This window comes from Phenylobacterium aquaticum (assembly GCF_947378715.1).
Lineage (GTDB): Bacteria > Pseudomonadota > Alphaproteobacteria > Caulobacterales > Caulobacteraceae > Phenylobacterium > Phenylobacterium aquaticum_A.
Genome location: NZ_CANCLE010000012.1, coordinates 21,899 through 41,397, shown reverse-complemented (window position 1 = coordinate 41,397; position 19,499 = coordinate 21,899). Strand labels below are relative to the sequence as shown.

The window sequence follows — 19,499 nt, the reverse complement described above, 5'->3', positions numbered from 1 at the left end:
AAAAGCGCCGGGCCTCGCGGCGCCGGCGCTCATTCATTCCACCTCGGTCGGCGGATCAGTCCTTGGCGCGCTCGTAGAAGGCGCCGTCTTCGGTCGTCACCACGATGCGGGTGCCCACGGTGATGTAGGTCGGCACCATGGTGCGCACGCCGTTGTTGAGGATGGCGGGTTTGTAGGAGCCGGACGCCGTCTGCCCCTTGACCACCGGCTCGGTCTCCACGACTTCCAGCGTCACGCGCGCCGGCAGTTCCAGCGAGATCGGGTTTTCCTCGAAGGTCGACAGGGTCACCGTCATGCCGTCGGCCAGGTAGACGCCCAGCTCGCCGATGATGTCGTCGCGCGCCACCACCTGGTCGAAGTTGGCGGGGTTCATGAAGTGGTACTCTTCCCCGTCCTTGTACAGGAAGGTGTACTCGCGCTGGTCCACCGTGGCGCGCTCGACCACCTCGGTGGTGCGGTAGCGTTCCGACACCTTCACCCCATCGGAGATGCGGCGCATGTTCAGCTGGGTCACCGGGGTGCCCTTGCCGGGGTGGATGTTCTCGGCGGTCAGCACGACATAGAGCCGGCCTTCCATATCGACGACGGCGCCCTTGCGGAGCGAGCTTGCAGCGACCTTCACTTAGGTTCTCTTCCTCGAAGCTTGGCGCGCCCCTCCAGGAGCGCGCGATCTTGTAAATCTTGAGCGCACCTATAGCGATCCGCGCCGAGATCGCCAGTCGTCTTCGTCCCTTGCGGCCCCAGGCCGCCGCCGCCCCGGAACCCTTGCCCTTGCACACCCCGCCCCCCTCGCCCTGGTGGAGCCTCGAGCGCCACGCCGATCGCCGGGGGTTTCTCACCACACGCAACCGCATCACCCGCGCCGTGCGGACCTGGTTCGCGGCGCGGGATTTCGAGGAGGTGGAGACCGCCGCCCTGCAGGTCTCGCCGGGCAACGAGGCCCATCTGCACGCCTTCGCCACCGAGGCGATCGGCCATGATGGCGTGCGCTCGCCGCTCTATCTGCACACCTCGCCGGAGTTCGCCTGCAAGACCCTGCTGGCGGCCGGCGAGCAGCGGATCTTCAGCCTGGGCAAGGTCTGGCGCAATCGCGAGCGCGGCCCCCTGCACCATCCCGAGTTCACCATGCTGGAATGGTACCGGGTCCGCGAACCCTACGAGGCCCTGATGGCCGACTGCGCGGGCCTGCTGGCCCTGGCCGCCGACACGGCGGGGACCAGGACCTTCCGGTTCCGCGACCTGACCATGGACCCCTTCGCCGAGCCCGAGCGCCTGACGCAGGCCGAAGCCTTCGACCGCATGGCGGGGATCGACCTCCTGGCCACCGTCGCCGCCGATGGCTCGACCGACCGCGACGCCCTGGCCGCCGCCGCGCGCGCAGCCGGGATCCGGGTGGCGCAGGACGACACCTGGGCCGACGTCTTCTCCCGCGTTCTGGTCGAGAAGATCGAGCCGTTCCTGGGCCAGGGCCGCGCCACCATCCTGTGCGAATATCCGGTGGCGGAAGCCGCGCTCGCCCGCCCCAAGCCGTCGGACCCCCGGGTGGCCGAGCGCTTCGAGCTCTATGGCTGCGGCGTCGAGCTCGCCAACGCCTTCGGAGAGCTGACCGACGCCGCCGAACAGCGCCGCCGCTTCGAGGCCGAGATGACCGAGAAGCTGCGGGTCTATGGCGAGACCTATCCGATCGACGAGGCCTTCCTCGCGGCCCTGGCCCACATGCCCCCGGCCAGCGGCTCGGCGCTGGGCTTCGACCGGCTGGTGATGCTGGCGACGGGCGCCAGCCGCATCGATCAGGTGCTGTGGGTTCCTGTGGCTGAGACGCCATAAGCGCGGCCGAACCTTTGCGGAAGAATAGCCACCACTAGCGTCACACAACTCGCAGTGGTTGAAGGCGATATGACAACATTGGACGAGGACTTCGCGGCAGCTCTAGCGAAGGGGTCTGGCCGCGCCATGAAACTCCTCTTGCAGGCGCCAGGGCGCCACGACCTTCGCAACCACCTCATTGGCGCTTGTCGGAGCAATCTCGCCTTCGACCGACAATGCGAGAGCGAGCGTAGCGCCTATTTGGCCCGCCTCGTCGCAGCCACCGACAGCCCGGCAACTATCTTTGCGGCGTTGGAAGCTGCGCTGACCTCGGCCGATGAGGCCACAGACGTTCCACAGATCTTCACAGTGCTGGTCCGGCTGGTCAGGACTTTGCCCCAGCTTGAAGGGGGCGCCCTCCGTGAGGCTTTCGCGGGCCTATCTGACGAGGACCGGCTGGATTGCATGGAGGGCCTGATCCTCCTCGAAGGCGCAGCTGCGTTGCTGGATTGCGCTGAGCTATTGGCATCTCGACTCAAGTCTGAAGGCTGGCGTGGCCAGGGAATGCTGGACGCCCTTGTCGAGCGGGACGGGGCGAATTCAGAACAGACCCTCAGGGGATTGCGAGCCAATCATCAGCAGCTCGACGAGCTCATGGCGTCTATCGAGGATGTAGGACAACCCGAACCTTCGGCGGATGACGAAGCCTACGATTTGGCGGCAATAAGATCGGACATATTCGGCGGACGACGCCCACCGGGTGCTTGGAGACGAAAGCTATCGCAGGCTGATTGGAGCTCGCTTACCGCAGAAATGTTGGAGCGCATCGACGAGAATAACGCCGTCCAATTCCTTCTGCATTTCAGAGGGCGGCCCTTCCCCGACGACCCAACGCGCCTGTTCAAGTGGCTCGACAGTCCCGTCCCCCGAGCATCTGGGGTTACGGCAGGGATTCTCGGGCGCGTTCCGCATCCTCGGGTCCGCCAAGAGGCGCTTCAACGGCTCGAGGTGGGCGACCAGGGCGTGCGCTTGCTCCTCGCGAACTACCGACCCGGCGACTTTGCAAAAATCGAACCCTTGCTCCATAAGCCGCCGTCCGAAGAGCGCGCTCACGATCTCGGCCTCGCCGTTCTTGCCCTGCTCGATAAGAACGACGTTCCCACCGACGAATGCAGGACCACACTCCTGAACGTATATGAACACACGCCCTGTAGCCTCTGCCGGAACAGCGCGGTCACGACCTTGGTCGGTCGACGTGCTGTGCCCGTATGGATGGCTGACGAGTGCCGGTACGACGCAGACCCGGACACGGTTCGGCTGTTCTTAAACCCATGACCACGCTCAAGACCCTTCGCAGCCCCCGGGCCCTGGCCGACGCCGGCCTGATCGCGCCTGAGCGCCTGTCGGCGCTGGAGCGGGTGGCGGCGCAGTATGCGGTGGCCATCACGCCCTCCATGGCCGAGCTCATCGAGGACCTTGACGACCCCATCGCCCGCCAGTTCCTGCCCCATGAAGCGGAGCTGGTCCTGCGCCCCGAGGAGTCCGCCGATCCGGTCGGCGACGACAGCCACAGCCCGGTCGAAGGGATCGTCCACCGCTATCCCGACCGCGCTCTGCTGAAAATCACCCATACCTGCGCGGTCTATTGCCGGTTCTGCTTCCGCCGCGAGATGGTCGGGCCGGACGGGGTCAAGCCGCTGTCGCCCGCCGCCCTGGACGCGGCCCTGGCCTATGTCGCCCAGACCCCGGCCATCTGGGAGCTGATCGTCACCGGCGGCGACCCCTTCGTGCTCTCGCCCCGCCGCATCGCCGAGCTGATGGCCCGGCTGGCGCAGATCGACCATGTGAAGGTCGTGCGCTTCCACACCCGGGTTCCCGCCGTCGACCCCGAGGCGGTGACCGACGAGCTGGTCGCGGCGCTCCGCTGTCCCGGCAAGGCGGTCTATGTCGCCCTGCACGCCAACCACGCCCGCGAGCTGACGCCCGCCGCGCGCGCCGCCTGTGCGAAGCTCGTCGAGGCCGGCGTGCCGATGATCGGCCAGACCGTGCTGCTCAAGGGGATCAATGACGATCCGGAGACCCTGGGGGCCCTGATGCGGGCCATGGTCGAGACCCGGATCAAGCCCTACTACCTGCACCAGGGCGACCTGGCGCCCGGCACCAGCCACCTGCGCACGACGCTCGCCGAGGGCCAGGCGGTGATGCGGGCCTTGCGCGGCCGCTATTCCGGCCTCTGCCAGCCGACCTATGTGCTGGATATCCCCGACGGTCACGGCAAGGTGCCGGTCGGCCCGGACTATCTGTCGGATGCAGCGGACGGCGGAACGGCGGTCGAGGACCCAAACGGCGTCGTGCGGCCCTACGCCGGCTGAAGCCGGCGCCAGCGCGACACGCCGTAGAAGGCGAAGCTGATCACCGCCACCCCCAGGGTGGGCAGACGCAATGTCGGATCGGCGACGGCGATCACGCCTGCGGAAAACAGCGCGCCCAGCACGCCTGCGGTCCGGGCGACCCACCGACTGCGCGCCGTCTCCAGCTCCGCCGCCATCTTCACCAGGGCCAGCGAGCAGAGCAGGTAGAGCACCATGGAGATGACCACGGTGACATTGATCAGCACCCCGAACTGCTTGCCCAGGGTCGGCGATGCGCTGGCATAGATGCTCACCGACATGATCAGGCCCACCAGGATCAGGTCGCGCGCCATGCGGCTGTCCGGCGCCACGTCGGAGGTCCATCGCGGCAGGAAGCCCACGGCCGCGCCGGAGCGGTTGGATTCCGCCCCCACCAGGATCCAGCCCCCTAAGGCGCCGAAGGTCTTGGCCAGGGCGCAGGCGGCGACCAAGGCCGCTGTGAGGCCCCCGGCCACCCCGCGAATGGCCTCCGCAAAGGGGGCGGTGGAGGCGGCCAGGGTGTGGGCGGGCAGGAGGCCCAGGATGGCCACGGAGGCCAGGAGGTACACCCCAAGCGCCAGGGCCACCCCGCCCACGGCGGCGAGCGGCAGGTTGCGGCGGGGATTGTCGATGATCGCCGCGACGATGTTCGCGCATTCCAGTCCCAGGAACGCCCAGAAGATCGGGGTCACGGAGGTGAGGGTCGCGTCCAGGTCCGAGCGGCCGCTGACATTCCAGGACGCGGCGAATATCTCCGGCCGAAAGCTGGCGAAGCCCACCCCGATGGCCAGGGCGATGGGGATCAGGCCCACGAGCAAAGTCGCCGCCCCGATCCGCGCCACCAGCTTCGGCCCGATGAAGTTGGCGCCCACCATCAGCCAGATGATCGCGATGCTCGAGGCCACGCCGGGGCCGGTCGCCTTGAGGGCCGGAAAGAAGAAGCTCAGATAACCTGTTGCAGCCACCGCCACCCCGGACGTCCCGAAGCAGCAGGTGATCCAGTAGGTGAACCAGCCGAAGTGTCCGAGCGCCGGCCCAAGCCCCTCGCTCGCATAGGCCACGGCCCCGTCCGCCTTGGGCCGCAGGAGGCCGAGATAGGCGAAGACCAGGGCGAGCACGAGCGCCCCGCCGCCCGCGATGAGCCAAGAGAGGACCGTGATCGAGCCGACCGCCCCGAGCGTCGCGGGCAGCAGATAGAGGCCGGAGCCGATCATATTGCCCGCCACCAGCACCAGGGCGGCCCAAAGCCCGAGCTTGCGGCCCTCCTGCGCCACCGGCTAGGCCGAGGCCGAAGGGGCGAGCGCCTCAGCGACCTGGGTCTGGAACCAGGCGACCCCGTCCTCATGGCGGGGCGACAGCACGCCGGTCTCATAGATCCCGGCGTCGAGATTGCGCTGCACGGCCTCGCAGATCTCCACGTCCTCGGCGGTCAGCTGGTTGGAGGCGGCCAGAACGGCGTCCATGTCGGCGATCGCCGGGTCGTAGAAATAGAGATAGTCGAGCCGGGTCTTGGCGTGGCCGATCGGGCGCATGTGCTCGACCATCAGGCCGTAGCGATAGACGTTGAAGGCCAGGTTCGGCCACAGCCACGCCCACAGCCCGTCATTGACCCCGCTCTTGGTCGGGACCTCGTGGACCGCCACCGCGCCGTCCATCCGCACCCGATAGCCGTCGGTCTCGACTTCCTCGGCCAGGGCCGGATGGACCACCGGGATGTGGTAGCCCTCGAGGTAGTTCTCGACATAGGTCTTCCAGTTGCAGGCGATGTCGTGGCTGCGGCGCAGGGTGGCCGGGGCGAGCGTCAGGCCACGTTCGGCGAACATCCGCTCCAGCGGCGCGACCAGCGCGCTGAGCGGCCCGGCCTTTTGGTCGAGATTCACGAAGACGAAGCCGCGCCAGGTCTCGATCCGCACCGGGTGCAGGCCGAATTCGCGCGGGTCGAAGCCCTCGGCCGCCCCGAAATCCACGGCCGAACGCAGCCGCCCGTCCAGGGCATAGCGCCAGCCATGATAGCGGCAGGTCAGCTCCGTCCCGCAGCTGCCCCGGCCATCGGCGACCAGGGGTCCGGCGCGGTGGCGGCAGACATTGTGGAAGCCGCGCAGGGTCGCGTCCGCCCCGCGCACCGCCAGCACCGGCCAGCCCGCGACCTCGCCGGCCAGATAGTCACCCGGGTTCGGGACCTCGCTGTCATGGCCGAGGAACTGCCAGCCGGCCGCGAAGACCGTGGTGCGTTCCCGCTCATAGGCCTGGGGGTCGCGGTAGAGCCGTGAGGAGAGGGTGAGCTGCATGGTCGGCAGTTCGGCCGAAGCGGTGGCCGCCGTCAACCGGGTCGCGCGACTTGATATAGATCAAGTCTATGCAATCCATAAATTAAATCGATTTGGTCTATTTTTTGAAGAGGCCATAGTGCGCGCCGACACTAGATTGGCCAGGACTCCACCCGGCCTGAACATGGGAGAAGACGATGGGCCTCGCCGCCAGCAAAACCCTGCAGAACCTGAAGGACGCCTTCGCCGGCGAAAGCCAGGCGAACCGCCGCTACCTCTATTTCGCCCAGAAGGCCGACATCGAAGGCTATAACGACGTCGCCGCCGTGTTCCGCTCCACCGCCGAGGGCGAGACCGGCCACGCCCACGGCCACCTGGAATTCATGGAAGAGGTCGGCGACCCGGCCACCGGCCTGCCGATCGGCGGCACCGAGAACAATCTCAAGGCCTCGATCGCCGGCGAAACCCACGAATACACCGACATGTATCCCGGCATGGCCAAGACCGCCCGCGACGAGGGCTTCGACGAGATCGCCGACTGGTTCGAGACCCTGGCCAAGGCCGAGAAGTCCCACGCCGGCCGCTTCCAGCGCGCCCTCGACACCCTGGGCTGACCTTCCGGCGGCGGCGGGCGTCACTTTTGCGGGGCCCGCCGCCGACGTTTTCTGAAGCAACGATCCCGGAGAACGACCGTGGCCGACAGCCCCAAGGCTCCGGCGCGCGAGGGCAGCCTCGACGCGCCGTTCCGCCATCCGATCGCCTGGCGCGACGAGGCCTATTACGACCTCGCCGCCGTCGAGCAGGAGATGGAGCGGCAGTTCGACGTCTGTCACACCTGCCGGCGCTGCTTCAATCTGTGCGACAGCTTCCCGCGCCTCTTCGACCTGATCGACGAGAGCAAGACCGGCGAGCTCGATAGCGTGGCCAAGGCCGACTACGCCAAGGTCGATGAGGCCTGCACCCTCTGCGACATGTGCTTCCTGACCAAGTGCCCCTATGTGCCGCCGCACGAATTCGACATCGACATTCCGCACTTGATCCTGCGCTACCGCGCCGCCAAGCGCCGGGCCGGGGAACGGGACTTCGTGCGCGAACAGCTGGGTCTGACGGACCGCAACGGCAAGCTGGCCAAGCCGGTCGCCGGCCTCGCCAACTGGGCCACCGCCCGCAAGAACACCCCCTTGCGCAAGCTGCTCGAGGCCATCGCCGAGATCGACGCCGAGGCCGAGCTGCCCCAGTACCATTCCAAGACCGCCACCGACCTGCTCAAGACCCCCTTCGCCCCGGACCCGGCCGGCCCAGCCTTCGGCCAGCGCAAGGTGGCGCTCTATGCGACCTGCTTCGTCGACTACAATCAGCCCGACACCGCGCTCGCCGCCGCCAAGGTGCTGGCGAAGCAGGGGGTCGAGGCCAGGCTGGTCTATCCGGAATGCTGCGGCATGCCCCAGCTGGAGTCGGGCGATCTGGCCGACGTGGCCGGCCGCGCCGAGCGGATCGCACAGGTCTTCGCCCCGCTGATCGACGAGGGCTATGAGGTCGTCGCTCTCACCGCCAGCTGTGGCCTGATGATGAAGTTCGAATGGCCGCTGCTGGAGCCCCAGAACCACGCCGTCCTGCGGCTGGCCGCCGCCACCCGCGACATCAGCGAATATGTGGTCGAGCTTTCCAAGACCTTTGGCCTGGCCCCAGGTCTGTCGCCGGTCGAGGGCGGGGTCACGGTGCACCACGCCTGTCACGCCCGGGCCCAGAACATGGGCGCGAAATCCGCCGAGATGCTCAAGCTGATCCCCGACACCAAGGTCGAGATCGTCGAGCGCTGCTCGGGTCACGGCGGCACCTTCGGGGTGATGAAGGAGACCCGTCCATTGGCCCTGAAGGTCGGCAAGCCGGCCGCGAAGCAAGTGGCGCAGAAGGGCTCGGCCGAGCTCTGTTCCGACTGCCCGCTCGCCTGCAAGCACCTGGGCCAGATGCTCACCGTCGAGACCGGCCCCGTGACCTCGCCGCGCCAGTCCCACCCCATCGAGATCTTCGCCCGCGCCTATGGGGCGCTCTAGGAAAAGATGTCCGCCATGCCCGCAGCCCTCCGCCAGATCACCCCGGACGACCTGATGCCGGACGCCGAGTTCGCCCAGGTCCGCAAGGAGCGCCGCACCGCCCTGATGCCGATCAAGCGCCTGCGCCGCATCCATCTGGGGCCGCACTGCACCTTCTTCTTCGAATGCTACGACACCATGCTGTTCCAGGTGCAGGAGATGCTGCTGATCGAGAAGGGCGGCGCGGCCCAGGTTCCCGACGAGTTGGCCGCCTACAACCCGCTGATCCCCCAGGGGACCGAACTGGTGGCCACGGTGATGTTCGAGATCGAGGATCCGATCCGCCGCGCCCAGACCCTGGCCCGGCTGGGCGGGGTCGAGGACCTGATGTACCTCAAGGTCGGCGACGACAAGATTTTCGGGGTCTCGGAAGACGACGTCGAGCGCACCCGCGAGGACGGCAAGACCTCCTCTGTCCACTTCCTGCACTTCGGCCTCAGGCCCGAAAACGTCGCGGTGTTCCGCGATCCCGCCACCACGGTGATCGTCGGCTGCGACCACGAGGCCTATGCCCACATGGCCGTGCTCTCGCCCTCGACCCGGGCGGAGCTGGCCCGCGACTTCGGCTGAGGGGCCTCGCACCCCAAGGTTGACGCGCGCCGACGCGGCTGCGACGGTTCGCCAAGCTTGGGGAGGCCGATATGCGCGCGAAGAGCGCCGCCGCCGCGATCCTCGTCTGGGCCTTGGCCCTGTTTGCGGCCGGCGAGGCCCTGGCGGCCGCACCACCCATCCTCGTCAGGCAGCCTGGCTATGCGGACAGCGCGGGACTGTCCCATCCCTGGCGGCTGACGGATTCCAAGTGGGGGTTCTTCGCGCCGCTGTTCCTGGGGCTGGCCGACGAACTCGACCATTGCAAACACGCCGATCCGGCCGCCGCCGCAGGCCTGCGCATGTCACCCAATCGCCTGGACCGCAGCGGCGCCGCCGCGATCGCCGCCCTTCGCGACTGCCACAAGTGGTGGTTCCGCAAGGTCCCGCCGGACGCCCTGCCGGAGAAGCTCTGGGGCAGGCTGGTCAAGGACCTGCCGTCGCCGAGTCCGCTGGAACGCGCCAAGGTGCTGGCCTTCGGCGCCGCCGCCCTGACGCCGGACTATGACCGCACGATCTGGGACTGGGACAGGGGCGCCGGCTGGACCAGCGCCGACCCGGACTCGATTCTGAGCTGGGGGCCGTTCAAGGCCACGGCCGGCCATGGCTGCACCCTGCAGAAGGCCCTGGCCGCCCTGGCCGCCCAGCCCGCCACCGCCGCCATCCTGCGCGAGCACTTCGAGGGCGAAGCCGCCGTGCTCGACCAACTGCTGGACCGGACCGATCCCGACTGGTGCGCCCATCAGGCCAAGATCCTCAAGCCAGTGTTCGACGATCCTGAACGCCGCGAGGAGTTCCGGGTGATCTTCGCCCGCCTGGCCGCCCATCCCGAGATCCGCGCCGGCTACGACGCCTATTTCCTGGGACCGACTGGCTATCTGGCCGGGCGCATGGGCCGCTACTACGCCCTCTATGCCCAGGCGGGCCTGGTCCCGACCGAAGCGGATTTCGCCTTCTTCCTCGACCGCTCCCTGGACTATCCGCCGCTCAGCGACGCCCTGGCCGCCCAGCTCCTGCCGCTCGTGAAGGCGGCGGGCCCGCAGACCTGGCAGGCGCGGCGGATCATCGCCAACCAGACCCCGTTCAGCTCGCCCGGCGCCCGCAGCTTTCAGATCGGCCGCGACGCCGTCTATTGGGTCGACGCCGTCGGTCAGGCGGGGCTCGATCCCGTCGAGGCGAGCTCCTGGGTCCGCAACAGCCGGCTCAAGGCCTCGGATGTCGGCCTGACCGAAAAGCCCTATGCCCCGCCCTGCACGGTGGTGTTCCTGCCGGCCTGCGCCGCCATGGCGGGGGCAAGGCCATGACCCGCGCCGCCATCATGCTGGCCGCCGCCCTGGCCACGGCCGCCCAGCTGCCCCCCGCCCAAGCCCAGGCGGCGAGCTATCACATCGACCGCGCCGCCCTGAAGGACGCCTGCATGGCGGCCAGCGCCCGCCCCCCGGCCGCCGTGTCGGCGGAGATCGCCCGCGTGGCCTCCGACCAATGGGGCAAGTTCGGCTATGGGCGGGTCAAGGAGACGGCGGTCGACACGGTGATCGACAAGACTGGAGACGGCGGCCTGTCGGGCTCGCTGTCCTGGGACGCGGTCTATCAGTTCTGGGCCTATACCGGCTTCGATGGGGTGCTGACCTTCCCCTATGACGTGGTGATGGGCCCCTCCGGCCCCGAGGTCCTGCAGGCCAACACCCGCCAGAACATTGAGGCGGCCAACGCCAAGTTCGGGGCCGGCGCCCCGACCGCCAAGGCCATAGCCGGGGCGATCAAGCGCTCCAGCGCCTCGACCTTGCCCTGGTCGGCGGTGTTCGTCTCCTCGGTGATGAAACAGGCGGGGCTGACCAACGAGCAGTTCCGCCCGGCGCCCGCCCACGCCGGCTATATCCAGGCGGCGATCGACGCCTATGGCCTGGGCCGCAAGGCCTATGCCTATCTGCCCTGCGATCCCGGCTGGGTCGAACCCCGGGTCGGGGACGTGATCTGCTATTCGCGCAACTCCAGCCCGATCCGCAACTTTGGCCAGGTGCTGGCCGGGGTCGAGGCGGCCAAGGGCGCCTTCGGCTACGAATCCCACTGCGACATCGTCAGCCAGGTGGCCCGTTCGCCCAAGCATGTGGTGCATTCGATCGGCGGCAATGTCGGCGACACGGTCACCAAGACTGAGCGCACCCTGGCGGGGGGCCCGATCACCACCGGCAAGCCCATCGCCTGGATCGCCGTCCTGGCCCTGAAGCCGGACCCCGATCCGGTCGCCCCGCCGCCGGAACCGGCGCCCATCCCGGCCCCGCCCGCCGCGCCTGGCCCGGTTCCCGCCGCTCCAGCCCCGCCCGCGCCGACGCCGACACCCGTTCCAGCGTCCCCGGAACCTGCCCCGACGCCGCCCGCACCGGCGCCCGAACCCCCACCGCCCGCGCCACTGCCGCCTGCTGAACCGACGCTAACGCCGCCGCCGCCCGTCCCGCCCGAGCCGCCAGCCTCTGAACCCGCCGCCGCTCCGGCGCCGGCCGCGGCGCCGCCCGTCGACGACGGCGATCCGGCCAGCCCGGACCCGAACGCGCCGCCCCCGGCGCCTGCCAGTCCGACACCGCCCAGTCCAACGCCCCAGGGGGTCTGAAAACGCGATCGGCCCCGGCTCGATTTGTTCGAGCCGGGGCCGAAGCCGCTGGGACCAGGGAGGACCGTCGCGGGAGACAAGGTCACCTCCGACAGGACCCCATCTGCGGACAGAAAACCCCCAGACCGCTCTGGCGTCACCTGATGGGGGGCTTGGGCGCCGCTCTGGGCGGCCGCCCCGGCTTGAGCGCCCGGGATTTGCACGCGCCCGCGCCTGGGCGCCGTCTTTTCCGGCGCCGACCTCGACCGAAACGCTTCAAGTCTGCAACGCATCGAACATGGACAGCAGACGGCTTTCCGACGCATAGGAAAAACCGTGTCCAAGTCTGTCCCGAACATGACCCGCCGCGCCGACATCGACTGGATCCGTGTCGCGGCCTTCGGCCTGCTCATCCTCTATCATGTGGGTCTGTACTACGCGCCGTGGGACTGGCACGTGCACAGCGCCCGCAGCTTTGAGTGGCTGCGCTACGGCGCCCTGATCACCAATCCCTGGCGGCTGACCCTGCTGTTCCTGGTTTCCGGCGTGGCGCTGCGGTTCATGAGCCGCCGCCTGAGCCCGCTGCAGGTGATCCGCGCCCGCGCCGCCCGGCTGATCCCGCCCTTCCTGTTCGGGGTGCTGGTGCTGGTGCCGCCGCAGTCCTGGATCGAGGCCATGGACAAGTTCGGCTGGCGGCAGGACTTCTTCGCCTGGTGGCTGGCCGAGTTCAGCCCCCAGGGCTTCGCCGACGGCATTCCCCTGAACCATCTGTGGTTCGTGCTCTATATCGGCGTCTATAGCCTGGCGGCGGCCCTGCTGCTGGTCCACCCGGCCGTACTGCGCTTCGCCCAGAAGGTCTTCGAGGTAGTGCTGGGCGGCCCGCGCCTGCTGATCCTGCCGGTCGCCTATCTGGCCTTCTCGCGCCAGTCGCTGTTCGCCACCTATGGCCTGTCCAATCACCTGACCACCGACTGGTACAATCACGCCATCTCGTTCGGGGTGTTCCTGCTGGGCTTCACCCTGGCGCTCAGCGATCGGACCTGGGCTGATTTCGAGCGCCTGCGCTGGCCGGCCTTGATCACCGCCGCCCTGGCCCTGCCCCTGTTGATCGCGCTGGAGGCCAATCCCGGCGGCATGGCCTTCGACGGCCTGGTGCAGAACAGCATGTTCGCCCTCGATCAATGGGCGACAATCTGCGCGGTGCTGGGCTTCGCCAGCCGCCATATCCGCAACGCCGACGGCCCGCTGCTGCGCTATCTGACCGACGCGGTCTTCCCCTGCTACCTCGCCCACCAGACCATATTGGTGGTCGCCGCCCATCTGGCGGCGCCCCTGGCCCTGCCCGTGAACGTCGAAGCCCCTCTACTGGCCACCACCACCCTGGGCGGCAGCCTGCTGGTCTATGAACTGGTCCGCCGTATCGGCCCGATCCGGCCCCTCTGGGGTCTGAAGCGCCTGCCCCGCGCGCCCGCCAAGGCGGCGCAGACGGTCGAGGCCGCCGCCGCGGCCCGGCCCGCCAAGGCCGCGTGAGCGCGCCGCCCACCCCCGCCCAGACGGCGACGGCCCGGCTCTATCGCCGCCGCCGCATCCTGCTGCGGGTCGGCATGGCCGCCCCCATACTGGCCTTCGCCGCAGTGCTGGTCGCCATCCTCGCCTATCCGGGCTTCGACAACACCCACCAGTATCTCAGCGATCTGGGCAACCAGACCGCGCCACATCCCTGGATCTTCAATCTCGGCGTGGCGGTGTCCGGCGCCGGGGCCATGGCGGCGGGGATCGGCTTTGGCCTGGCCATGGCGGCGCTCGGCGGATCGCGGATCGCATCCGGCCTGACCACCGCCAGCTTCGGCCTGGCCGGGGCCGGCATGATCATCTCCAGCTACTACCACTATCCGGACCCCCGCCACCTGGCGATCAATCTGGGCCTGGGCATCCAACTCGCGCCCCTGCTGCTGATCTGGGGGCTGGCGCGGCTGCCGGACATGGCCCGGCTGCGCCGCTTCCTGGCGATCGTCTTCGGGGTGATGGCGGTGCTCACCGTCCTGACCAAGCACATCGTCCTGCCGGACCTGGTGAATATGAGCAATGTCGGCTGGTGGGAGCGGGCTTTCGCCCTGGTCCTGGTCGGCTGGACCGGGATCGCAGCCTATGTGCTGGAACGCCGCCTCATGAGCCTGGCCCAGGCGGCGGATGTCGCGGCCGTGACTTGACAGATTTTTTCTGGGGTCGAGCGGCGCGCACCCTGGCGCCGTTCTGACGCGCCGTCGAGGCCGACCTCTCAATTTCGTGATGACAATCAAAGCCAAAGCCAAACGGCGAGCGTCGGCAAGTTCGGGCGGCTGAAAAATCGGCGCCCAGGCGAAAAACGTATGCTCACAAGCGAATAATCAAGGGGCTTGCTTGTGACCGGTGCATTGCAGCATAACATATCCGTGATCAGGGCGTGGACGGTGTGCTGGGGGGCGCAAGTGAGCGACCTCAGGACCCCGTGGCGGGCGCCTTCTAGACAACCGGCGTTCGAAAACCTTGGCCATTTCGCGGCGTGACGCACTGACGGGTTTGGCGGTGGGCATGGTTGCGCCCGGGATGGCGCGCGCCGCCACGTCAGCCAGCCTGGCCTTCCATCCGGATCAGATTCAGACCCTCGCCGAGTCCCTGTCGCGTGCGCCCTATGCCGCTGCGACGCCGGCCTCCTCGGGCAATCTCGACTATGACGCCTATCGCCGGATCGCCTTCCGCCGCGAGCGCGCGTTATGGGCCGACGCCGGCCTGGCCTTCCGCGGCGAATACTTCCCCTGCGCCTACATCTATCCCGCGCCGGTCAGCCTCTATGAGGTCGCGGACGGTCAGGCGACCCCGATCGCCTTCGACGTCCAGGCGTTCGACGCCCCGTCTGACCTCGCCCCGGCCCTGGCCGCCGTGGCCGGCTATTCGGGCTTCCGCCTGCAGAATCCGATCAATGATCCGCACAAGTTCGACGAGATCGCGGTGTTCCAGGGCGCCAGCTATTTCCGCAGCCTGGGCCGCGACCAGGGCTATGGTCTGTCGGCGCGCGGCGTGGCCGTCGGCTGCGGGAACCGCGACGAGGAATTCCCCGGGTTCCGCGCCTTCTGGATCGAGCGGCCGGCCGCCCATTCCGGCTTCGCCGTGGTCCACGCCCTGCTGGACGGCCCCAGCCTGACGGGCGCCTACCGGTTCGTGATCACGCCGGGCGACGCCACCGTCTTCGATGTCGAGGCGACCCTCTATCCGCGCCGGACCATCACCGAGGGCGGCCTGGGCGCCCAGTCGAGCATGTTCCTGTTCGGCGCCGCCGACCGCGCCGGGGTCGATGACCCGCGCGAGGCGGTGCACGATTCCGACGGGCTGGAGATTCTCACCGGCGAAGGCCGGCGCATCTGGCGGCCCCTGACCAATCCGCGCCAATTGCAGATCTCGACCTTCGAGGATGTGGCGCCCCGGGGCTTCGGCCTGGTCCAGCGGGCCCGCGACTTCGGCGACTATTCCGACAACCGCGACCATTATGAGCGCCGCCCCAGCCTGTGGGTCGAGCCGCTCGGCGACTGGGGTCGCGGCGCCGTGCACCTGGTGGAAATCCCCACCGCCCTCGACACCACCGACAATATCGCCGCCTTCTGGCGTCCGGCAGAGGCCTGGAGCGCGGGGCGTCCGGTCCAGGTGCGCTATCGTCTGCACTGGGGATGGTCGCCGCCGGTCGAGACGGGCCTGGCGCGCGCAGGCCGCACCGCCACCGGCTCCGGCGGACGGCTGTTCACCATCGACTTCACCGACCTGCCCACCCAGGCCGGCGGCCTGGCCGCTGCGGCCCAGACCTCGGCGGGCCAGTTGTCTCCCGTGACCCTGGACGCCCTGCCCAAGGCCGGCGCCGTTCGGGCGAGCTTCCAATTCACCCCGCCGCCCTCGGGTCCGGCGGAGCTTCAACTGCGTCTCACCGGCGACGTTGGCGATCTTTCAGAAACATGGCGGTTTCGATGGACGGCATGAGCAACCTCGCGGCGAAGGCCGACGCCTATTCCGTCCCTCGGGACGAGGCGCGTCGCTGGATGCCCGCCCAGGCCGGCCTCGACATGCCGCGCCAGTCCTTCGCCGACCCCGGCGCCGAGACCACGCCTTCGACCTCGCCGGACAATATCGTCCTGCGCCGGACCATCTTCTTCACCGCCGCCCTGATGCTGTCGGGCCTGGCCTTCATGACGCCCGCCCGGCTCTATTCGGAAGACGGCTTCACGGGGCTTGAAGTGCTGGCGCTCAGCCTGTTCGCCGCCCTGATCTTCCCGATCTCCTGCTGGTTCGTCAGCGCCATGGCCGGGATCATACTGCTGCTCACCAAGGGCGGCGCCGACGAGATGGAATTCCGCCCGGTGGCGCGCCGGCCCAAGGTGCGCACTGCGCTCCTGATGCCGCTCTACAACGAGGACGCCGAAGCCTCCTTCGCGCGCCTGGCGCGGATCGACCATTCCCTGGCCGAGCTCGACGCCTCGGGCGCCTTCGACATCTTCCTGTTGTCAGACACGACCAAGGCCCCGATCGCCGAGGACGAGTGGCAGGCGTTCCAGTCCTTCCGCCTGACCGCGCGCAGCCGCGCCTATTACCGCCGGCGCGACAAGAACACCGAGCGCAAGGCCGGCAACATCGCCGACTGGGTCCAGAACCATGGCGGCGCCTATGCCCACATGCTGATCCTGGACGCCGACTCCATGATGTCGGGCGAGACCATCCTGCACCTAGTCGACGCCATGGAGCGCAAGCCCGGCATCGGCCTGATCCAGACCACCCCGGCCATCATCCACGGCGAGACCCTCTATGCCCGCGTCCAGCAGTATGGCGTGCGCATGTACGGCCGAGTCGCTGCGGCCGGCCTGTCCTGGTGGACGGGGGCCGAGTCCAGCTACTGGGGCCACAACGCGATCATCCGCGTCCGCGCCTTCGCCGAATCCTGCGGCCTGCCGATCCTGCCGGGGGTGAAGCCCTTCGGCGGCCACATCCTCAGCCATGACGTGGTCGAGGCCTCGCTGCTGCGGCGCGCCGGCTGGGGCGTCCATGTGACCGCCGCCCTGGGCGGCAGCTTCGAGGAGACCCCGCCCTCCCTGCAGAATTTCATGAGCCGTGATCGCCGCTGGGCCCAGGGCAATCTGCAGCACCTGCAGCTGATCTTCTCGCCGGGCCTGCACTGGGTCAGCCGGGTGCAGATGGTCATGGGCTGCATGGCCTATCTCGCCTCGCCCCTCTGGTTCCTGTCCCTGCTGACCGGCCTGATCATCCAGTTCCAGACCCAGCCCAAGCTCGAGGAAATCTCGACCCTGCACGGCTGGCGGACCATCACCATCCCGCGCCATGACGACCTGGCGCTGATCTGGATGATGGCCCTGACCACCACACTGCTGTTCGGTCCCAAGCTGCTTGGCGCCTTGCTGGTCATGCTGCGTCCCGACGAGCGCCGGGCCTTTGGCGGCGGCGCCAGCATCGTCAAGGGCGCGGCGCTGGAAACCGCCATGTCGACCATCCACGCGCCGATCATGATGGTCAGCCACACCCGCATGGTGCTGGAAATCCTCTGCGGCAAGGATGCCGGCTGGACCACCCAGCAGCGCTGCGCCAGCCGCCTGACCTGGGCCGAGGCCTGCCGCGACCACCGCTGGGAGCTGCGCGCCGGGACCGTGTTCGCCGCCGCCCTGCTGGCGCGACCGGACCTGGCCCTGTTCTTCACCCCGATCGTCGCGCCGCTGCTGCTGGCGCCGGCCCTGGCCATGCTCACCTCGCGCCGCGACGCCGGCCAGGCCGTGCGCCAGGCTGGCTTCCTGCTGACCCCTGAAGAGCTCGGCGCGCCGCCGGTGACCGTTCGCCGCCATCGCCCCCTGCGCCAGCGCTTCATCCCGATCACGGTGAGCTTCTCAGGCCCTCACGACGACGACCTGATCAGCCTGCCGGCCCCGGCCCACGCGCCGGAACTGGCGGTCATCGCCTCGCGGGACCTGGCGGAGACCGGCGTCCGCGCCGCAGCGAGCGCCCACGCGGGGGCCTGATGCCGATCCTGGGGCGTGAAACACCACTCCAGGGCGCGCCCGACTTGCTCAAGATCAATGCTTTGGCCCTCGAAAGCCGCCTAGGTACAAACACGTAGGGGAACAACCCGGATACCGCCTGGGCGCCCTGCGCCTTAGCCATACCTCCATAGCCAAGGAGGTCCCGGCCATGTCCCTGTCCTACGCGATCGAAGCCCGCTCCCGTTACAATGCTCCCGGCCGCCCGACCGCCAGCGTCACCGGTTCCGACGCCGTCGATCTGCTCGACCGGATGGGCGTGCGCATGGCCTTCGCCAAGGACGAGGAAGTCTATGGCCAGGACGAGGACGCCGACCTGATCTATCGCGTGGTCTCCGGCGCCATCCGCACCTCGCGGGTGATGAGCGACGGCCGCCGCCAGATCGGCGACTTCTACTATCCCGGCGACCTGTTCGGCCTGGAGGCCGGCCCGGAGCATCGCTTCTCCGCCGAGGCGCTCTGCGACGGCGTGATCCTGGTTCTCAAGCGCTCCGCCCTGAAGGCGGCCGGCGCGGCTCCGGAACTCGATCGCCTGATCTTCACCGCCACCCTGCGCGAGCTGCAGCGCACCCAGGAACACCTGCTGCTGCTGGGCCGCAAGACCGCCTGCGAGAAGGTCGCCAGCTTCCTGGCCGAGCTCGCCGAGCGCCGTGGCAGCGACATGGTCGACATGCCCATGTGCCGCCAGGACATGGCCGACTATCTGGGCCTGACCATCGAGACGGTGTCGCGCATGCTCTCCCAGCTGCAGGGCTCCTCGATCGTCGAATTCTCCGGCTGCCGCCAGTTCCGCATTCGCAATCACGACGCCCTGGCCCGCCTGGCCGACTGATTTCTGTTTCGCTCAGGAGGCCCGGTCATGACCTATGCTTCGCTTCTGGTCCACGTTCAGCCCGGGGTCGATGAGGCCCCCCGCCTCGAGACCGCCGCCGCCCTGGCCCGCGACCTGGGCGCCCAGCTGTTCGGTCTGTCCGCCGAGGCGCCGCCCGCCCTGGGGGTCAGCGACCCCACGGGCATGCTCCAGGCCGAGTGGATGGGGGTGATGCAGCAGGAGCTCGACCGCCGGCTCACCGCCGCCCAGGCCCTGTTCGCCAAGGCCGCAGAGGACCTGCCCGGCGCCTGGCGGGGCGTCCTCGACCTGCCCACCCGGGCCATGGCCGGCGCCGCCCGGGGCTGCGACCTGATCGTCACCGGCGGCGCGCCGCTGGACAATGTCGACCTCTATTCCGCCGTCGACAACGGCGAGCTGGTGATCCGCGCCGGTCGGCCGGTGCTGGTCGCCCCGCCATCTGGCGGACGCCTGTCCGGCCGCCGGATCGTGCTGGCCTGGAAGGACACCCGCGAGGCCCGCCGCGCGCTCACCGATTCCCTGCCCCTGCTGAAGCGGGCCGAGGAGGTGGTGGTCTATGAGATCTGCGGCGCCGACGCCGCCGAGGGCGCGGCCTTCCGCACCGAGGAGGTGGTCGCCCAGCTGGGTCGCCACGGGGTCACCGCCCGCGCCAAGGTCCGGGCCAATGACGACGATCGGGTCTGCGACGAGCTCAATATCGAAGCCCAGGCGATCGACGCCGACCTGATCGTCGCCGGGGCCTATGGCCACAACCGCTTCAACGAATGGGCGATGGGCGGGGTGACCCGCGCCCTGTTGCGCCGTCCCGAGCGTTTCGTCCTGCTGAGCCACTAGGCCCTGGCGGGCGCCGCTTGCC

General features: G+C 68.9%; 17 protein-coding genes. 14 read left to right on the top strand and 3 right to left on the bottom strand.

All coding sequences use genetic code 11. The features are described 5' to 3' along the window. Window positions 1–55: 55 nt before the first annotated feature. Window positions 56–622, bottom strand: a complete 567-nt coding sequence (efp, locus tag Q7P21_RS03360) for an elongation factor P (RefSeq protein WP_304175737.1) — start codon at window positions 620–622, stop codon at window positions 56–58. Between the two features lie 143 nt (window positions 623–765). On the opposite strand from efp, the gene epmA reads away from it, so the two are divergent. The 3 genes from epmA (at window position 766) to Q7P21_RS03345 (ending at window position 4,178) form a co-directional block, all read left to right on the top strand. After that, entirely contained in the window at window positions 766–1,827 is a 1,062-nt protein-coding gene (gene epmA, locus Q7P21_RS03355) for an EF-P lysine aminoacylase EpmA (RefSeq protein WP_304175740.1), read from the top strand. Between the two features lie 126 nt (window positions 1,828–1,953). Next, window positions 1,954–3,141, top strand: a complete 1,188-nt coding sequence (locus tag Q7P21_RS03350; protein ID WP_304175735.1) for a hypothetical protein — start codon at window positions 1,954–1,956, stop codon at window positions 3,139–3,141. Further along, a complete protein-coding gene (locus Q7P21_RS03345; protein WP_304175733.1) occupies window positions 3,138–4,178 on the top strand; it encodes a lysine-2,3-aminomutase-like protein in 1,041 nt (346 codons plus the stop codon). The genes Q7P21_RS03350 and Q7P21_RS03345 overlap by 4 nt, the downstream gene beginning before the upstream one ends. On the opposite strand, the gene Q7P21_RS03340 is transcribed toward Q7P21_RS03345, so the two are convergent. Beyond that, window positions 4,166–5,470: an amino acid permease gene (locus Q7P21_RS03340; RefSeq protein ID WP_304166735.1), complete on the bottom strand. Its 1,305-nt coding sequence runs from the start codon at window positions 5,468–5,470 to the stop codon at window positions 4,166–4,168. The genes Q7P21_RS03345 and Q7P21_RS03340 overlap by 13 nt on opposite strands. Window positions 5,471–5,473: 3 nt before the next feature. Next, complete coding sequence (locus tag Q7P21_RS03335) at window positions 5,474–6,520, bottom strand: aromatic ring-hydroxylating dioxygenase subunit alpha (RefSeq protein WP_304175731.1); 1,047 nt, start codon at window positions 6,518–6,520, stop codon at window positions 5,474–5,476. A 140-nt stretch (window positions 6,521–6,660) separates the two neighbouring features. Here Q7P21_RS03335 and Q7P21_RS03330 point away from each other — a divergent pair, with 140 nt between their 5' ends. From Q7P21_RS03330 to Q7P21_RS03280, 11 genes are all read left to right on the top strand, one after another. Beyond that, complete coding sequence (locus tag Q7P21_RS03330) at window positions 6,661–7,077, top strand: rubrerythrin family protein (protein ID WP_304166730.1); 417 nt, start codon at window positions 6,661–6,663, stop codon at window positions 7,075–7,077. Window positions 7,078–7,155: 78 nt separating this feature from the next. Continuing rightward, window positions 7,156–8,517, top strand: a complete 1,362-nt coding sequence (locus tag Q7P21_RS03325) for a heterodisulfide reductase-related iron-sulfur binding cluster (protein ID WP_304175729.1) — start codon at window positions 7,156–7,158, stop codon at window positions 8,515–8,517. Window positions 8,518–8,532: 15 nt separating this feature from the next. Continuing rightward, window positions 8,533–9,126 (top strand): DUF3501 family protein, encoded by a 594-nt coding sequence (locus Q7P21_RS03320; RefSeq protein WP_304166725.1) that lies wholly within the window; start codon window positions 8,533–8,535, stop codon window positions 9,124–9,126. 71 nt (window positions 9,127–9,197) lie between these two features. Next, window positions 9,198–10,448: a hypothetical protein gene (locus Q7P21_RS03315; RefSeq protein ID WP_304166721.1), complete on the top strand. Its 1,251-nt coding sequence runs from the start codon at window positions 9,198–9,200 to the stop codon at window positions 10,446–10,448. Further along, on the top strand, window positions 10,445–11,752 hold the full coding sequence (locus Q7P21_RS03310; protein WP_304175727.1) for a DUF2272 domain-containing protein: 1,308 nt from the start codon (window positions 10,445–10,447) through the stop codon (window positions 11,750–11,752). Before Q7P21_RS03315 ends, Q7P21_RS03310 begins: the two co-directional genes overlap by 4 nt. 315 nt (window positions 11,753–12,067) lie before the next feature. Then, window positions 12,068–13,261 carry an acyltransferase gene (locus tag Q7P21_RS03305; RefSeq protein WP_304175724.1) on the top strand — a complete coding sequence of 398 codons (1,194 nt, stop codon included), beginning with the start codon at window positions 12,068–12,070 and terminating at the stop codon, window positions 13,259–13,261. Then, a complete protein-coding gene (locus Q7P21_RS03300) occupies window positions 13,258–13,941 on the top strand; it encodes a DUF998 domain-containing protein (RefSeq protein ID WP_304175721.1) in 684 nt (227 codons plus the stop codon). The genes Q7P21_RS03305 and Q7P21_RS03300 overlap by 4 nt, the downstream gene beginning before the upstream one ends. 376 nt (window positions 13,942–14,317) lie before the next feature. Beyond that, window positions 14,318–15,736: a glucan biosynthesis protein gene (locus Q7P21_RS03295; protein WP_304175718.1), complete on the top strand. Its 1,419-nt coding sequence runs from the start codon at window positions 14,318–14,320 to the stop codon at window positions 15,734–15,736. Continuing rightward, window positions 15,733–17,775 carry a glucans biosynthesis glucosyltransferase MdoH gene (gene mdoH / locus Q7P21_RS03290; protein WP_304166708.1) on the top strand — a complete coding sequence of 681 codons (2,043 nt, stop codon included), beginning with the start codon at window positions 15,733–15,735 and terminating at the stop codon, window positions 17,773–17,775. Before Q7P21_RS03295 ends, mdoH begins: the two co-directional genes overlap by 4 nt. Before the next feature lie 169 nt (window positions 17,776–17,944). Further along, entirely contained in the window at window positions 17,945–18,625 is a 681-nt protein-coding gene (locus Q7P21_RS03285; RefSeq protein ID WP_304166706.1) for a helix-turn-helix domain-containing protein, read from the top strand. Between the two features lie 27 nt (window positions 18,626–18,652). Further along, window positions 18,653–19,477 (top strand): universal stress protein, encoded by an 825-nt coding sequence (locus tag Q7P21_RS03280; protein ID WP_304166704.1) that lies wholly within the window; start codon window positions 18,653–18,655, stop codon window positions 19,475–19,477. Window positions 19,478–19,499: the final 22 nt, after the last annotated feature.

What these genes read in the sequence shown, in the direction of transcription:
- Q7P21_RS03350 (WP_304175735.1), top strand. Translation starts at nt 1,954, where the DNA reads ATGAAACTCCTCTTGCAGGCGCCAGGGCGCCACGACCTTCGCAACCAC.
- Q7P21_RS03345 (WP_304175733.1), top strand. Translation starts at nt 3,138, where the DNA reads ATGACCACGCTCAAGACCCTTCGCAGCCCCCGGGCCCTGGCCGACGCC.
- Q7P21_RS03330 (WP_304166730.1), top strand. Translation starts at nt 6,661, where the DNA reads ATGGGCCTCGCCGCCAGCAAAACCCTGCAGAACCTGAAGGACGCCTTC.
- Q7P21_RS03320 (WP_304166725.1), top strand. Translation starts at nt 8,533, where the DNA reads ATGCCCGCAGCCCTCCGCCAGATCACCCCGGACGACCTGATGCCGGAC.
- Q7P21_RS03315 (WP_304166721.1), top strand. Translation starts at nt 9,198, where the DNA reads ATGCGCGCGAAGAGCGCCGCCGCCGCGATCCTCGTCTGGGCCTTGGCC.
- Q7P21_RS03310 (WP_304175727.1), top strand. Translation starts at nt 10,445, where the DNA reads ATGACCCGCGCCGCCATCATGCTGGCCGCCGCCCTGGCCACGGCCGCC.
- Q7P21_RS03295 (WP_304175718.1), top strand. Translation starts at nt 14,318, where the DNA reads ATGGCGCGCGCCGCCACGTCAGCCAGCCTGGCCTTCCATCCGGATCAG.
- mdoH (WP_304166708.1), top strand. Translation starts at nt 15,733, where the DNA reads ATGAGCAACCTCGCGGCGAAGGCCGACGCCTATTCCGTCCCTCGGGAC.
- Q7P21_RS03285 (WP_304166706.1), top strand. Translation starts at nt 17,945, where the DNA reads ATGTCCCTGTCCTACGCGATCGAAGCCCGCTCCCGTTACAATGCTCCC.
- Q7P21_RS03280 (WP_304166704.1), top strand. Translation starts at nt 18,653, where the DNA reads ATGACCTATGCTTCGCTTCTGGTCCACGTTCAGCCCGGGGTCGATGAG.